This window comes from Frigoribacterium sp. CFBP 8754, from assembly GCF_014841815.1.
In the GTDB taxonomy this organism is placed as follows: domain Bacteria; phylum Actinomycetota; class Actinomycetes; order Actinomycetales; family Microbacteriaceae; genus Frigoribacterium; species Frigoribacterium endophyticum.
Genome location: NZ_JACYUO010000001.1, coordinates 195,077 through 210,178 on the forward strand (window position 1 = coordinate 195,077; position 15,102 = coordinate 210,178).

15 protein-coding genes are annotated in these 15,102 nt (G+C 74.2%); 7 read left to right on the plus strand and 8 right to left on the minus strand.

Annotated elements, in window-relative coordinates; all coding sequences use genetic code 11:
- Positions 1-6 precede the first annotated feature (6 nt).
- Complete coding sequence (locus IFT72_RS00905; RefSeq protein ID WP_056052773.1) at positions 7-288, minus strand: hypothetical protein; 282 nt, start codon at positions 286-288, stop codon at positions 7-9.
- A gap of 335 nt (positions 289-623) precedes the next feature.
- On the opposite strand from IFT72_RS00905, the gene IFT72_RS00910 reads away from it, so the two are divergent.
- Positions 624-1,463 carry an aldo/keto reductase gene (locus IFT72_RS00910; protein WP_056052777.1) on the plus strand — a complete coding sequence of 280 codons (840 nt, stop codon included), beginning with the start codon at positions 624-626 and terminating at the stop codon, positions 1,461-1,463.
- Between the two features lie 160 nt (positions 1,464-1,623).
- Positions 1,624-2,445 (plus strand): Pr6Pr family membrane protein, encoded by an 822-nt coding sequence (locus IFT72_RS00915; RefSeq protein WP_192045321.1) that lies wholly within the window; start codon positions 1,624-1,626, stop codon positions 2,443-2,445.
- Here IFT72_RS00915 and IFT72_RS00920 read toward each other — a convergent pair.
- Positions 2,337-3,893 (minus strand): FAD-dependent oxidoreductase, encoded by a 1,557-nt coding sequence (locus tag IFT72_RS00920; protein WP_192045322.1) that lies wholly within the window; start codon positions 3,891-3,893, stop codon positions 2,337-2,339. The genes IFT72_RS00915 and IFT72_RS00920 overlap by 109 nt on opposite strands.
- Positions 3,894-4,069: 176 nt before the next feature.
- The gene (locus IFT72_RS00925) at positions 4,070-4,867 is read right to left on the minus strand and encodes an alpha/beta fold hydrolase (protein WP_192045323.1); all 798 of its coding nucleotides are present in this window, start codon (positions 4,865-4,867) and stop codon (positions 4,070-4,072) included.
- Positions 4,868-4,994: 127 nt separating this feature from the next.
- Between IFT72_RS00925 and IFT72_RS00930 the strand changes: the two genes are divergently transcribed.
- The gene (locus tag IFT72_RS00930; RefSeq protein WP_244634136.1) at positions 4,995-5,693 is read left to right on the plus strand and encodes an NAD(P)H-hydrate epimerase; all 699 of its coding nucleotides are present in this window, start codon (positions 4,995-4,997) and stop codon (positions 5,691-5,693) included.
- Positions 5,694-5,743: 50 nt separating this feature from the next.
- On the opposite strand, the gene IFT72_RS00935 is transcribed toward IFT72_RS00930, so the two are convergent.
- From IFT72_RS00935 to IFT72_RS00950, 4 genes are all read right to left on the minus strand, one after another.
- Complete coding sequence (locus tag IFT72_RS00935; protein WP_185234352.1) at positions 5,744-7,135, minus strand: MFS transporter; 1,392 nt, start codon at positions 7,133-7,135, stop codon at positions 5,744-5,746.
- Between the two features lie 428 nt (positions 7,136-7,563).
- The gene (locus IFT72_RS00940) at positions 7,564-9,060 is read right to left on the minus strand and encodes a DHA2 family efflux MFS transporter permease subunit (RefSeq protein ID WP_192045325.1); all 1,497 of its coding nucleotides are present in this window, start codon (positions 9,058-9,060) and stop codon (positions 7,564-7,566) included.
- A gap of 183 nt (positions 9,061-9,243) precedes the next feature.
- Positions 9,244-10,125, minus strand: coding sequence for an ABC transporter permease subunit (locus tag IFT72_RS00945; RefSeq protein WP_056052801.1), 882 nt, complete (start codon positions 10,123-10,125; stop codon positions 9,244-9,246).
- A complete protein-coding gene (locus tag IFT72_RS00950; protein WP_056052803.1) occupies positions 10,122-11,099 on the minus strand; it encodes an ABC transporter ATP-binding protein in 978 nt (325 codons plus the stop codon). The genes IFT72_RS00945 and IFT72_RS00950 overlap by 4 nt, the downstream gene beginning before the upstream one ends.
- Positions 11,100-11,289: 190 nt before the next feature.
- Here IFT72_RS00950 and IFT72_RS15785 point away from each other — a divergent pair, with 190 nt between their 5' ends.
- From IFT72_RS15785 to IFT72_RS00965, 3 genes are read left to right on the plus strand one after another with little or no spacing between them, the layout of a single operon-like run.
- Complete coding sequence (locus IFT72_RS15785; protein ID WP_371741123.1) at positions 11,290-11,967, plus strand: DedA family protein; 678 nt, start codon at positions 11,290-11,292, stop codon at positions 11,965-11,967.
- 4 nt (positions 11,968-11,971) lie between these two features.
- A complete protein-coding gene (locus tag IFT72_RS00960) occupies positions 11,972-12,667 on the plus strand; it encodes a nucleoside/nucleotide kinase family protein (protein ID WP_192045327.1) in 696 nt (231 codons plus the stop codon).
- Between the two features lie 12 nt (positions 12,668-12,679).
- Positions 12,680-13,366, plus strand: coding sequence for a histidine phosphatase family protein (locus tag IFT72_RS00965; protein ID WP_192045328.1), 687 nt, complete (start codon positions 12,680-12,682; stop codon positions 13,364-13,366).
- A gap of 12 nt (positions 13,367-13,378) precedes the next feature.
- On the opposite strand, the gene IFT72_RS00970 is transcribed toward IFT72_RS00965, so the two are convergent.
- A complete protein-coding gene (locus tag IFT72_RS00970; protein WP_192045329.1) occupies positions 13,379-14,479 on the minus strand; it encodes a hypothetical protein in 1,101 nt (366 codons plus the stop codon).
- A gap of 74 nt (positions 14,480-14,553) precedes the next feature.
- Between IFT72_RS00970 and IFT72_RS15795 the strand changes: the two genes are divergently transcribed.
- The gene (locus IFT72_RS15795) at positions 14,554-15,039 is read left to right on the plus strand and encodes a MarR family winged helix-turn-helix transcriptional regulator (RefSeq protein WP_192045330.1); all 486 of its coding nucleotides are present in this window, start codon (positions 14,554-14,556) and stop codon (positions 15,037-15,039) included.
- The last annotated feature ends 63 nt before the right edge of the window (positions 15,040-15,102 follow it).

Here is a 15,102-nt window from a genome sequence, read left to right on the forward strand (position 1 = left end):
GAGCGGCTAGGCCGCCAGCGCGAGCGCGCCGGTGCTCACGGCGTACGCCTGCACGATGGTGCGGCTCGGCTCGCGGCGCCAGCTGCGGCCGGGGATGACCCAGCCCTGGGCGCCCTCGACCGTGACGGCCGAGCCGACGCGGACGGCGTCGGTGACGACGTCGGCCCAGGCGCGGACGACGAACTCGGCGCCGCGGTCGTCGACGACGACGAACTCGACGAGGCGGGGGGTGGACGGGGAGGGCTCGGTGGTGACCGTGCCCGAGACGGTGATGATGTTCTCGTTCATGATGTGTTTCTCTCGGTGCTCTTGCTCTGTGGCACGCAGCGCGGGGCGTGCGTGGTCCGCCGTTCTCGGCGGGTCGGACGGTGCGTCCGCAGGTCGGTGACCTGGTCGGGCCTCGCTCTCGAGCGACGGACCGGTGAGTAGGCGGGCTGGTGAGGCCCGGACCGGTGGTGCTCGTGAGGCTGTTCGATCCGGCCTGCGTGTGGACGACAGGCCGTGGATCGGGGACGATCTGAGAGGATCATCGCCAAGCGACTCATGACTGTACCACGATGCGACCGAGAGAACCAGGGGCGTTGGCCGGGACGCCGTCGGGCGCGAGTGGTTGCCTGGTGTGCATGACCACGATCCCCACCATCACCCTGAACAACGGCGTCGAGATCCCCCAGCTCGGCTTCGGCGTCTACCAGATCGAGCCCGACGAGACGAAGGACGCGACGCTCGCCGCCCTCGAGGTCGGCTACCGCCACATCGACACGGCCGAGATGTACGGCAACGAGGCCGGCGTCGGCGAGGCCCTCCGCGCCTCCGGCCTCGACCGCTCCGAGGTGTTCGTCACCTCCAAGCTCAACAACGGCTTCCACCGCCGCGACGACGCGCTGAAGGCGTTCGACGGCACGCTCGACGCCCTCGGCAGCGACTACGTCGACCTCTTCCTCATCCACTGGCCCCTGCCGACCACCGACGTCGACTACCTCGAGACCTGGAAGGCCCTCGAGGAGATCCACGCGACCGGCCGCGCCAAGGCCATCGGCGTCTCGAACTTCCAGCAGGCCCACCTGCAGCGCCTGCTCGACGAGTCCGACGTCGTGCCCGCCGTCAACCAGATCGAGGTGCACCCGTACCTCACGAACGACTCGCTGCGCCTCTTCGGCGTCGAGCACGGCATCCACACCGAGGCCTGGTCGCCCATCGCCCAGGGCAAGGTGCTCGACGACCCGACCCTCGTCGAGATCGCGGAGCGCGTCGGCAAGTCGACCGCGCAGGTCACCCTGCGCTGGCACGTGCAGCGCGGCGACATCGTCTTCCCGAAGTCGGTCACGCGCAAGCGCGTGGAGGAGAACTTCGCGCTCTTCGACTTCGAGCTGAGCGACGCCGACGTGGCCGCGATCACCGACCTCGACAAGGGCGAGCGCACGGGCCCCGACCCCGACACGTTCGACTACATCCCGTCCTGATCCCGCCCGGGGCCCGCGACCGCGGGCCCCTCGCGGCGTCGATCGCACCAGCGCCGACCGGGCGCGGCACCCGTGCCGCACCCGGTCGGCGCTAGTACGCTCGTCGTCTCCGCCGCAGCCGGACCGGGCCGCGGCAGGTCGCCGAAGGAGAACCGTCGAAGTGCGTCACGTCGTGGGGGGCCTGCGCCTCCTGGCCGCCGCCGTGGGCCTCGTCGCGCTCGTGGGCAACTTCGTCTACGTGCTCGGCTTCTCGACCTTCACGTCGTTCAACTACTTCAGCTACTTCACGCAGCAGAGCAACATGTCGAACGTCGTGGTGCTCGTCGGCTCGGGGGTGGCCGCCCTCCGCGGCCGGTCGGAGTCGCCGCTCTTCGTCTCCGTCCACGCGCTGGTCACGACCTACGTCATCGTGTCGGGCATCGTCTACGGCATCATCGTCGCCGAGTCGCTGGCCAACGGCTACGCGATCGGCGTGCCCTGGTCGAGCCAGGTGCTGCACTTCTGGATCCCCAGCTACGTGCTCGTCGACTGGGTGCTGGCCCCGGGGCGCAGCCGCATCAGCTGGAAGGTGCTCGGCGTCGTCCTCGTCTACCCGGTCGTCTGGGGCGTGGCCACGATCGTCCGCGGCGCCGACGTCGGCTGGTACCCCTACTTCTTCCTCGACCCGGCGCAGGTCTCGTGGCCCGGCGAGTTCCTGATGTACAACGCCATCGCGCTCGGCACGATCGTCGGGGTGCTGACCGGGCTGATCGCGCTCAGCCACCTGCGGCCCCGCGGCCCGCTGGCCGGCACCGCGCCTCCGCCCGGGCACGCCGACCAGCCCGGGGGCGGGGCGGGCTCCGGTGCGACAGGGGCGGCCGGCGCGGCCGGGGCTCAGGAGGCGGGGGTCGAGTCGGGGGTCGTGGTCTCGCCCGGCTCGGTGCCGGCTCCGTCGTCGCCTTCGGCGCCGTCGTCGGCCGGGTCGTCGAGCAGGTCGAGGTAGGGCTGCAGGCTCGCCATCGCCTGGGCGACGGCCTCGTCGTCGTCGAGCTCGAGGGTCGCCAGGGCCGCGTCGCCGCCCGTGAGGGCGACGAGCACCGGCTCGCCCGTGACCGGCTCGAGGTTGAGGAAGACGCGCCAGCGGGCCGTGTCGTCGGCGACGACCCAGACGGTGGCCGTGGTCGACCAGAACGCGCGCTCGAAGCGCAGCCAGAGCACCTCCTGGTGGCCGACGCCCAGGGCGTCGATCGCGTCGAGGTGCTGCTGCGGGAGCTCCGGCGAGAACTCGACCGACGCCTCCTTCAGCACCCCCAGCGGGACGGTGACGACGGCGCGGTCGGCGGAGAGCGACTCACCGGTGGCCGTGCGCAGGCCGACGCCCTCGTCGCCGTGGCGGATGCGCACGACGTTGCTGTCGCGCAGCACGTCGAGGCCCCGCAGCTGGGCCGTGACGAACGACGAGAAGCCGCCGGTGACGAGGGCGGCGTCCGCGGGCAGGACGAGGTCGGAGACGCCGGAGGCGCTGCCGGCGTCGAGCTCGCGGGCGGCGAGGGCCGAGGCGCCCGCGCCGAAGCGGACCGGCAGCACCTCGTCGACCACGACGGCGAGCCGGTCGGCGTCGGAGACTCCCGAGGCGTCGGGCTCGGCCGACACCTGGTCGGCCCCGGAGCCGGCCAGCGCCTCCGCGAGGGTGGGGGAGCCGGCGCGGCCGACCGCCCACTCGGCGGCCCGGGCGAGGGCGGAGGCGGTCGTCGCGTCGAGCACGGGGCCGTCGGTGACGAGGGCGGCCCCGTCGGCGGCCCGGGCCTCGACGGTGGGCTCGAGCCGGGTCAGGGCCACCCCGCTGAGGGCCAGGGCCGCGCGGAGGGCGACGGCCGCGTCGCCGAGGGGGAGGGCGGCGCCGAGCTCGACGGGGAAGGGCCAGTCGTCGCCGTCGACGCTGTGGACGCGGCCCCCGACGCGGTCCCTGGCCTCGATCACGACGACCTCGAAGCCGCGGTCGGCCAGGCTGCGCGCGGCCGTCGCCCCGGCGACGCCGGCGCCGACCACGGCGATGCGCTCGCCCGGCTGCGCGACGTCGGCCACGGCGTCGGCCACCTCGAACCCGCTCGCCCGCGCCCCGGAGACCGTGCCGGGCGACACCGACGCCGTGGCCTCGCCGGCGAGGAAGACGCGGTCGCCGAGGGGCTCGCGGAGCGTCCGCCGGCTGTCGGGCCCGGCGTCGGGGGTGAGGTGGCTCGTCGCACCGAGGGCGTACGGGTCGCGGGCCCAGTCGCTGCGCCGGAAGGCCACCGGGGCGACGCCCTCGGGCAGCGGGGTCGGCGTGGGCGTCGGGGTCGCCGTGGGGGTGGGGGTCGCCGTCGGCGGCGGGGCGTCGGTCGTGCAGGCGGCCAGCAGGAGCACGGCCCCGGAGACCGAGCCCGTCAGGAACGCGCGACGACTGATGCCCATGGTGCGTCCATCATCGCAGCGACGGGCGGCCGTGTCGCGCTCCACGGGCGCGTCGCATCCGTCGAGCGCGTCGAGCGTTCAGGAGCGGCCGGTGTGAGCGGCCCGTCGCGGGGCGCCCCGCGCGGCTGCCTCCTGAACCGTCGACGCCGGGGCGGCGCGCTGACGCGACGGGGCGCTCAGGCGTCGACGGCCTCGAGGAAGGTCCGCAGCAGGTCGGTCACCTGGTCGACCGGCTGCAGCGACGACGCGTGGTCCTGCCCGACGAGCTCGTAGAACGCGGCCTCGGGCATGCGGCGTGCGGCGTCCTGCGACTCGCGGTGCCGCTCGACGTCGCGGGTGCCCGCGAGCAGCAGCGTCGGCACCGTGACCGAGTCGAGCTGCTCGGCCGTGAGGCCGCCGCCCGTCTCGGCGGCGGTGAAGAACGCCGCCAGCGCCTCCGGGTCGTCCTGGCGGAAGGCGAGCCGCGTGCCGGGGTCGAGCGGGCGGCCCATCGCGAGCTCCCACCCGGCGATGAACGAGTCCATGCCCCCGGTCGTGAGCCGCTCGTGCCAGTCGGGCGTGAAGGTCGCGCCGATGTTGCCGTTCATCGGCGCCCAGCTGCCCCCGATCGTCGTCAGGGTGCGGAGCAGCTCGGGCTCGTGGGCCGCGATCGACAGGCCGACCCGGGCGCCGAACGAGTACCCGACGTAGTGCACCGGCGCGAGCCCGGTGGCGTCGAGCACGGCGGCGACGTCGGCGCGGTGGTGGGCCATCGAGTACGCGGCGGGGTCGTGGGGGCCGCCGCTCCGGCCGTGGCCCCGCAGGTCGAGGGCGACGACGGTGAAGTCGCGCTCGAGGTCGCGCAGGTAGCCGAGCCCGCGCCAGCTGCCCTTCGACAGGCCCGAGCCGTGCACGAGCAGCAGCGGGGCACCGTCGCCGGCCACCTCGTAGGCGATCGCGGTGCCGTCGACGGGGTTGTGGGCCTCAGAACGCATCCGGCCAGTCTGGCAGGGAGGCGCCTCCGCGTGCCCGGACCGGTCCGTTCGTGCCCGGATCGCCCCGGTCCCGGTCTGCTTCCCTCGGAGCGAGCGCGGGAGGCGCGGGTCGGCCACGATGGACCCCATGGTCCACGGATGGTCGGCAGAGCAGGTCAGGGCGGCCGAGGCGCCGCACCTCGAGGCGGGCGAGCCGCTGATGCAGCGCGCGAGCGACGGCCTGGCGGAGGCGGTGCGCGGTCTGCTGCGCGACTCCGGCCGGTGGCCCGCCCCCGTGGTGCTGCTCGTCGGCAGCGGGTCGAACGGGGGCGACGCGCTCTTCGCCGGGGCGGGGCTCGCGGCCGACGGCTGCCCGGTGACCGTGGTGCCGACCGGCTCCCGGGTGCACGAGGCCGGCCTCGCCGCGGCCACCGGGGCCGGGGCCGTCACGGACGACCCGGCCGCGTGGGACACGCCCGAGGGCGCCGGTCGGCGACTGCAGGAGACGGGTGCCGCGGTGCTGCTCGACGGCCTCGTCGGTACGGGCACGAGCGCCGACCCCGCGCTGCGCGGCCGCGCGCGGGACGTCGTCGAGGCCCTGCTGCCCTCGCTGCGCCAGCCGGGCGCGCCCGCCGTGGTCGCGGTCGACGTGCCCAGCGGCGTCGGCCCCGACGACGGCAGCGTGCCCGACCCCGCCGTGCTCCCGGCGACCCTGACGGTCACCTTCGGCGGCCACAAGGCCGGGCTGCTGCTCGAGCCGGCGGCCGGCCTCGCGGGGGAGGTCGTGCTGGTCGACATCGGCCTGCTGCCCGACCTCGCCCGGATGACGCCGCTCGTCACGCGCTGACGAGCGGCGCCGGCCTCACGACCCGGCCCGGCCTCTCGACCGGGCCGGCCTCACGACCGGGGCTTCACCACCGACAGGGGGCTGGTGATCGCCTCGAGCGACTTCCGTTCGGCGGCCACGCCGAAGACGAACGCGATCACGCCGCCGACCAGCATGATGCCCGCGCCGAGGAAGTAGCCGAAGGTCAGCGGCCCCCGGTCGGTGCCGTCGCCGATCAGGGCGCCGTAGAGCGTCGGGGCGACCGCGCCCGCGATCTGGCCGAGCGCGAAGAAGTAGCCGATGACCTGGCCGCGCAGCTCGAGCGGGAAGATCTCGCTCACCGTGAGGTACGCCGAGGAGGCGCCCGCCGACGCGAAGAAGAACGACACGCACCAGAAGACCGTCTGGGTCGTCGCGCTCAGCACGTCCATGTGGAAGAGCACGGCCGACACGGCCAGCACCACGGCCGAGACGCCGTAGGTGAGGAAGATCATCTGCCGGCGGCCCCAGGTGTCGAAGAGGTGGCCGAGCAGCAGCGGGCCGAGCAGGTTGCCGATCGCGAACGGGAAGAAGAAGTACTGCGTCGACGCCGGGTCGGTGCCGTAGAAGTTCTGCAGCACCAGGGCGTAGGTGAAGAAGATCGCGTTGTAGAGGAACGACTGCGTGATCATCATCGTCGCGGCGACGAGGGTGCGCTTCGGGTAGTCCTTCACCAGGGTGCGGACGATGACGCTGAACGAGATCCGGCCGTCGCCGGCGATCTCGAGCGCCTGGTCGTCGCTGACGGGCTCCAGGTGCCGGCCCTCCGCCTCCACCCTCTTCTCGATGTCGGTGACGGTGGCCTCGGCCTCCTCCTCGCGGCCGTGGGTCATCAGCCAGCGCGGGCTCTCGGGGATGTGCCGGCGCAGGTAGATGATGATCAGCCCGAGCACCGGGCCGATGAAGAAGCCGATGCGCCAGCCGACGTCCTCCGCGAAGTAGTCGGTGTTCAGCAGGAAGAGGTTGGCGGCCGAGCCGAGGGCCGCACCGCCCCAGTACGTGCCGTTGATCGCGATGTCGACGCGGCCGCGGTAGCGCGACGGGATGATCTCGTCGATGGCCGAGTTGATCGCGGCGTACTCGCCGCCGATGCCCATGCCGGCGATGAAGCGGAACACGGCCAGGAAGGCGAAGTTCGGCGAGAGCCCGGCGAGGCCGCTGGCCACGAGGTAGATCGCCAGCGTGAGGATGAAGAGCTTCTTGCGGCCGAGCGTGTCGCTCATGCGCCCGAAGATCAGGGCGCCGGCGACCTGGCCGAGCAGGTAGATCGTGCCGAGGTAGCCGACCTGCGCAGCCGTGAGGCCGAGGTCGGCCTGGAAGCCGGCGGAGGCGACGATCTGGATCTCGAGGCCGTCGAGCACCCACGAGAAGCCGAGGCCGACGACGATCGTCCAGTGGAAGCGGGTCCACGGCAGGCGGTCCATCCGGGCCGGGACGAGGCTGCGCCGGGGAGCCCCGGTCGCCCCCTCGGCGGTGGTGGGCGTGTTCGACATGGGTGCCTCCCCGGGTGCTGCGCTCGACGTGCGGAGCGGCCGCGGCGCAGGTGCCGTCGGCCGGTCGGGGAGTGCAGGCGCTGCAGGAGTGCAGCCTCTGCACGGGCCGCGACCGGTCGAAGCTACTCCCCGCCCGGGGCCGGTGACCGGTGCCCCGGAGGGGCTCGCGGCGGAGGCGTCGAGCGTTCAGGGCGACCCGGCTCGGCGGGGCGCCGACGACCCCCCGGACGCCGCTGACGCCTGAACGCTCGACACGGGGTCGGCGCGCAGGCGTCAGGGGGCGGAGGCGGAGCCAGCCGGAGCCGGCCTGGGAAGGCCGCGGGCCGGGGAGGCGCGGTGTCCGCCCCGAGGAGGGTCGGCTAGTGCGCGACCACCTTCTCGGCGCCCTCGACCACCGGCGGCCGGCGGACGAAGAACGAGCCGACCACGGCGAACACCGAGATGACCGCGCCGACGAGGAAGGCCGCCCGCACGCCGCTGCTGGCGGCGGCGACGTCGCCCGCGCCGCCGGAGGCGGCCGTGGTCGCGGCGAGGGTCATCACGGTGACGAACACGGCCGTGCCGGCGGCACCGGCGACCTGCTGCACCGTGCCGACGACCGCGCTGCCGTGCGAGTACAGACGCCCCGGCAGCGAGCCGAGGCCCGACGTGAAGAGCGGCGTGAACATGAGGGCGAGGCCGATGCTCAGCGCGACGTGCGCCCCGAGCACCATCGGGATCGGCGTCGACTCGGAGACCGTCGACAGGAACCACAGCACGGCGGTGACCAGGGCGGTGCCGGGCACGAGCAGGACGGTCGGGCCGTACTTGTCGAAGAGGCGGCCGACGATCGGCGACAGGAGGCCCTGGACGAGCCCGCCCGGCAGGAGCAGCAGGCCGGTCGCGAGGGGGTCGAGGCCGTGCACGTTCTGGAGGTAGATCGGCAGGACGATCAGCGTGCCGAACAGGGCGATCATGCCGATGCCGAGCACGAGGGTCGACATCGTGAAGGTGCGGGAGGCGAAGGTGCGGAGGTCGAGGAGCGCCGTGTCGGTGCGCTGCAGCGCGCGCTGGCGCAGCACGAACGCGACGAGGGCCACGACGCCGACCGCGAGCGGCACCCACGCCGGCACGGCGGCCTCGGCGCCCTCGCCGAAGGTGCTGAGCCCGTAGACGACGCCGCCGAAGGCGAACGCGGAGAGGATGACCGACAGCACGTCGAGGGGCACCTTGGTGGGCGTCGTCACGTTCTTGACGCGGACGGCCCCGAGGGCGAGCGCCGCGAGGGCGATCGGCAGCACCAGGATGAACATGAAGCGCCACTCGAGGACGCTGAGGATGAGGCCGGAGATGGTCGGGCCGATGGCCGGGGCCACCGAGATGACGATCGAGATGTTGCCCATCGTGCGGCCGCGGGTCGCCGGCGGCACGAGGGTCAGGACGGTCGTCATGAGCAGCGGCATCATGATCGCGGTGCCCGACGCCTGCACCACGCGGCCGATCAGCAGCACGCTGAAGCCGGGCGCGAACGCCGAGATGGCGGTGCCGAGGCTGAACAGGCTCATCGCGGTGATGAACACGGGGCGCGTGTCGAAGCGCTGGAGCAGGAAGCCCGTGATCGGGATGACGACGGCCATCGTCAGCATGAAGCCGGTGGTCAGCCACTGGCCGGCCGTGACCGTGATGTCGAGGTCGCGCGTGAGGCTGGGCAACGCGACGCCCATGATCGTCTCGTTGAGGATGACGACGAAGGCCGAGACGAGCAGCAGGCCGATGACCAGCTTGTTGCGGGCGGCGGTCGCCGCGTCGGGGCCGTCGTCGGCGCCGGCCGCGCCGGCGGGGGCGGCGGTCGTGGGGCGGGCGGTGTCGCTCGTCATGGCGGTGCTCCTGGGGAACGAGGGCGGATGGCGGGAGGCGACCTCACCGTCGAGACGCTCCAGGGAGAAGGCCCCGCCCGCCTGGATCATTCCCGCGGATCGCCCCTGGATGTGCCGGGAGCCCGCGAGCCGCCCCGAGGGGCGGCCGGCGGGCTCCGAGGCCGAGCGGTGACGGCGGCGGCGTCAGACGTCGCGGCGCTTCACCGCGGCGACCGCGACGACGAACAGGGCGACGACCCAGCCGGCGAGCACGCCGAGGGCCTGCCACGGCGTCAGCACCACGGCGTCGTCGACCGTCGGCGGGGTCAGCATCGACGACCCCTCGACCTGGTACTCGAAGACCCGGGTCGCGGCCTGGGGCGGGGTGAACTCGTACAGCGTGTAGATCCACGGCTCGGAGATCACGGCCATGCCGATCGTGAAGATGATCGGCAGCACGAAGACCAGGCCGATCGACGCCGCGATGCCGCCGGCCCCGTTGCGGATGACCGCGCCCAGCCCGAACGAGATCATCGCGATCATCGCGACGCTGGCGGCGGCGCCGACCAGCGACCACCACAGGCCGGTGTCGCCGAGGTCGAGCTCGATGCCCGTCGACGACGAGAGCAGGGGCGTGCAGACGAGCGCGGCGACGACCAGGGCGAGGCCGGAGACGACGAAGGTGCTGACGCCGACGATCAGCACCTTGGCCACGAGCGCGGGTGTGCGCCGGGGCACGGCGGTAAAGGTCGAGCGGATCATGCCCGTGCCGTACTCGCCGGTGATGACGAGGGCGCCGAGCACCGCGGCGACGAGCTGGGCGAAGGCGACGCCGATCGTGATGACCTGCACGCCGAGCGCCTGCTGCTGCTCGGCCGTGGCCTCCATGCCCTCGAAGCCGCTGGCGACGGAGGCGAACAGCGCGCCGAACCCGACGACGATCACGACGATGACGGCGAAGCACCACGCGGTCGAGCGCAGGCTGCGGAGCTTGATCCACTCGGAGGCGACGACGTGGGCGAAGGTCACGCCGGGCCCGACCGAGTGGCCGTGGGCGGAGCGTCGGGTGGGGGCGGCGGCGGTCATCGCGAGGCTCCGGGGGTCGTGGCGGCCTTCTCGGCCGCGGCGGGGGAGGCGGGGGTCGCGGCGGCGGCGCCGCCCGCGTGGTACTCGACGGAGTCCTGGGTGAGCGACATGTAGGCCTCCTCCAGCGAGCGCACCACCGGGGTCAGCTCGTGCAGGACGATGCCGCGCGAGGCGGCGAGCTCGCCGACCCGGGCCGCGGTGACGCCGGGCAGCTCGAGCGAGCCGTCGTCGGCCGTGACCGGCTCGACGCCGTGCTCGGCGCGGACGAGCTCGACGAGCTGGGGCAGGTGCGGGCTGCGCACGCGCACCCCGTCGCCCGAGGCCTGGGCGATCACCTCGCTGACGGGGGCGTCGGCGAGCACGCGGCCGCGGCCGAGCACGATGAGGTGGTCGGCGGTCTGGGCCATCTCGCTCATCAGGTGCGACGAGAGGAAGACCGTGCGCCCCTCGGCGGCGAGGTGGCGGGCCAGGGTGCGGACCCAGACGACCCCCTCGGGGTCGAGGCCGTTGACCGGCTCGTCGAAGATCAGGGTGGCCGGGTCGCCGAGCAGCGCCGCGGCGATGCCGAGACGCTGGCCCATGCCGAGCGAGAAGCCGCCGACGCGCTTCTTCGCGACGGGCTCCAGCCCCGTGAGGGCGATGACCTCCGCGACGCGCGAGCGGCCGATGCCGTGGGTCGCGGCCATCGCGTGGAGGTGCTCGGAGGCGCTGCGCCCGCGGTGCACGGCCTTCGCGTCGAGCAGCACGCCCACCTCGCGGAGGGGAGCCCGGTGCTCGGCGTAGGGGCGGCCGTTCACCGTCACCGAGCCGGAGCTGGGGCGGTCGAGGCCGACCACCATGCGCATCGTCGTCGACTTGCCCGCGCCGTTCGGCCCGAGGAAGCCGGTCACGATGCCCGGCCTCACGGTGAACGACACGTCGTCGAGGGCGACCTTCTGGCCGTACCTCTTGGTCAGGTGCCGAGCTTCGATCATGTGGTGGGTTCCTCCCCGGGGCCGTCCGGCGCCGCAGCGCCGCCCCCGCGCGGTCGCACGGCGGTCCTCGACCGACGATAGGGCCGCGGGCGCCCCGGCGGCATCCGCCGACCGGACGAGGCGGAGCGGGCCCGGCTGCGCTGCGCGGGGGAGGACCGGTCGTGCCCGCCGACCTTGTTACAGTCCTCCGGTGACGACCGACGCGCTCCTCGCCTCCCTGCCCGCCGCCTCCGGGGGGTTCCTCCTCTTCGACCCCGAGGCCCTGCTGCCCGCCCTGGGGCCGTGGGCGCTCGCCGGGATCTCGCTGATGATCTTCATCGAGTCGGGCGTGCTCTTCCCCTTCCTGCCCGGCGACTCCCTCCTGTTCACGGCCGGCCTGCTGCACGAGCCGCTCGGCCTCGAGGTCTGGGTGATCGCGCTCTGCGCCTTCGTCGCGGCCTTCCTGGGCGACCAGGTCGGCTTCTTCCTCGGCCACACCTTCGGGCGCCGGTGGTTCCGCCGCGACGCGCGCGTGCTGAAGACCGCGCACCTCGAGAAGGCCGAGGCGTTCTTCGCCAGGTACGGCGGCGTCTCGCTCATCCTCGGCCGGTTCGTGCCGATCGTCCGCACCTACGTGCCCCTGGCCGCCGGCACCGCGGGCTACACCTACCGCAAGTTCGTCGTCTTCAACGTCGTCGGCGCCTTCCTCTGGGCCGTCGGCATGGTCGTGCTCGGCTCGCTGCTCGGCGGGGTGCCGATCATCCGCGACCACGTCGACGTCTGGGCGATCGTCCTCGTGGTCGTGTCGGTGATGCCGATCGTCGTCACCGTGCTGCGCAAGGCCCTGGCCGGCCGACGCGACCGAGCCGCCGCCGCGAAGGGCCTCTGAGGCCGTGACGGCGGGCGCGACGCGGGCGAGCGAGGCCGCGGCCGGCCTCGTCGACCGGCACCGCGCCTCCGGCCGGCGCCGCACCGTCGTCGGGCTGGCGGGCGAGCCCGGCGCGGGCAAGAGCACCCTCGCGGCCCAGCTCGTCGTCGCGCTCGGGGCCGCGGGGCTGAGCGCCGTCGTCGTGCCGATGGACGGCTTCCACCTCGCGAACGTCGAGCTCGACCGCCTCGGGCGTCGCGACCGCAAGGGCGCCCCCGACACGTTCGACGCCGACGGATACGTCGCGCTGCTGCGGCGTCTCGCGGCGCCGGGGCCGCGCCCGGTCTGGGCGCCCGACTTCGATCGCGACCTCGAGGAGGCGGTGGCCGGCTCGATCGCCGTCGCGCCCGAGGTCGAGGTGGTCGTCACCGAGGGCAACTACCTCCTCGTGGACGCCGAGCCGTGGACGGCGGCCCGCGCCGCCCTGCACGAGACGTGGTTCGTCGAGGTCGACCCGGCGGAGCGCCTGCGGCGCCTCGTGGCCCGGCACGTGCGCTTCGGCAAGGACGAGGAGGCAGCGCTCGCGTGGGCGACCGGCCCCGACGAGAGCAACGCCCGGCTGGTGCGCGCCGGGCGGGCCTCGGCCGACCTGGTCGTCGTCGCGGACGCCGGTGCGGGCCCGGTGCCGCGCCCGGAGACCGGCGTCGGGGGCCTCTCGTAGGCTGGGCGCATCATGCGACTGCTCCTGATCCGACACGGCCAGACCCCCGACAACGTCATCGGCGCCCTCGGCACGACCGCGCCCGGCGCCCGCCTGACCGACCTGGGCCTGCGCCAGGCGGAGGCCCTGCCGGCCGCGCTCGCGGCGGAGACGATCGGCGCGCTGTTCGTCAGCACGCTCGTGCGCACCCAGCTGACGGCGGCGCCCCTGGCCGCGGCGCGGGGCCTCGAGCCCGTCGTGCTCGACGGCCTCCGCGAGGTCGTCGCGGGCGACCTCGAGATGCGCAACGACCCCGCTGCGGGCGCCGCCTACATGGGCACGGTCGCCCGGTGGGTCGTCGGCGACCGCGACGCGCGGATGCCCGGGGCCGAGAGCGGCCACGAGTTCCTGGCCCGCTACGACGCGGCGATCGGGCGCGCGACGGCCGACGGCCACGACACGGTGGCCGTGGTGAGCCACGGCGCGGCCGTGCGCGGCTGGGTCGGCTGCCGGGTGGCGGGGGCGGGCGGCACGTTCGTCCGTGACCACGACCTCTCGAACACGGGCGTGGTCGTCGTCGAGGGCAGCACGACCGACGGCTTCCGCCTCGTCTCGTGGGAGGGCACGCCCCTCGGCGGCGCCGACCTCGACGACCCGACGGCCGACGACCCGACGGGCGAGGCCCCGGCCGACGTCGTCGACGCCGCTGCCCGGCCGTAGGGCGGGGGTCGCCTAGGCGGCGACCACCTCGTCCTCCTCCGTCACGGGCGCGAGCTCGTCGGCCAGCCGCGTGCGGCGGACGCTGCCGAGGTGCACGAGCCCGGCGACGAGCAGGCCGGCGACCAGCCAGAGGGCGAGCACGAGCACGTCGCGGCCGACGCCCTGGTCGGCGAAGTAGACGACGGTCTGCGTCGCGTGCAGCCACGCGGCGCCGTTCCAGAAGCTGCTCAGCGCGGCGAAGAACGGCGGCACCAGGCCGGCGGCGAACACTCCGCCCGAGCTGGTGAAGTTGAGCATCACGAAGAGCATCGTGAGCACGGGCGTGGTCCAGTGCCGGAGCAGCGGGTGCAGGCCGACGCCGATGACGACGATCGTCGAGACGTAGAGCCAGCTGAGCAGCCACAGCTGGCCGAGGGCGTGGTCGACGATGCCGTAGACCGGCCCGACGACGAGCGTGCCGATCGCGGCCACGACGGCGGCGGTCGCGACCGCGACGCCGAGGCGCGCGGCCAGGCCCGTGCGGGCCGCTGCGACGACCGCCGAGATCGCGGCCGCGCTCGCGTACCCGCCGACGCTGAGGGCGACGAGCAGGAAGAAGAGGCCCTGCCCGGTGGGGTCGCCCTCGCCCGAGGGCACGACGTCCTCGACCTGCAGCGGCAGCTGCTGCTGGTACGCCACGGGCAGGAAGACCTTCTGCACGACGGACGCCGTCGTGTCGCTCGCGGCGCTCGAGACGAAGAGGGTGGCGTCGTCGGTGGTCGCCTCGTAGGCGGCGACGACCTCCCGGTCGGCGACGAGGCCCCGGGCGGCGCCCTCGTCGGCGACCGTGCGGACGTCGAGGGCGTCAGGCGCCCGGTCGTTGAGGGTCTGGGCGAAGACCTCGGCCTCGGCGCTGGTGCCCACGACGGCGACGGGCAGGTGGTGGGGCGCGGGGTGGCCGAACGCTCCGAGGTAGGCCAGGGCCATCCCCGCGGCGAGGAAGAGGGGGATGAGGAGGTGCAGGCCGAGCCCTCGCCAGAACCGGGGGTCGAGGCGCGGGCGGCGGCCGGCCGATGGGGCGGCGCTCGCGGTCGGAGCGGTCGTGGTCGAGGGGGAGTGTTTGTGTTGCACCATGCAACACACTCTAGCCCTCGAGCGCGCGCGGTGCCAGCTCGTCGTGCCCGGGCTCGCCCTCGTAGGCTCGGGGCGTGCAAGCCGACGACCAGACCACCGGCATCGACGCCGTCTACGCCGAGCTCGAGCGGGTCTCCCGCCGGGCGGTGGCGCGAGCCCGTGCCCGCAGCGCTCCCCTCTCGTTCGTCGAGCACTCGCTCGTGACCTTCATCGCCTCGCACCCGGGCTGTCGGGCGATCGACATCGCCGCCGACTTCTCGCTGAACCGGTCGACCGTGTCGCGTCAGCTCGCGGGCCTGGTCGAGCTCGGGCTCGTGACGACGGTGGGCGAGGAGGCGCCGGCCGGGTCGGCGGAGACGCGCCGCGGCCAGGTGCTCGCGCTCACCCCCCGCGGCGACGAGCTGCTCGCACGCTCCGTCGACGCCAACCGCGCCGCCCTCGCTGAGCGCCTGGGCGACTGGAGGGTGGACGAGGTGGAGCAGCTCGCCGCGTCGCTGCACCGTCTCAACAGCGCCTTCGGCGACGGCGCCCCCGGGGGACAAGATGCGGTGCCGGTGTGACTCGTGTGACTCGTGAGACCCTGTGTGCACCCTCAACTGGGGACAGATCCATCCACAGGCATC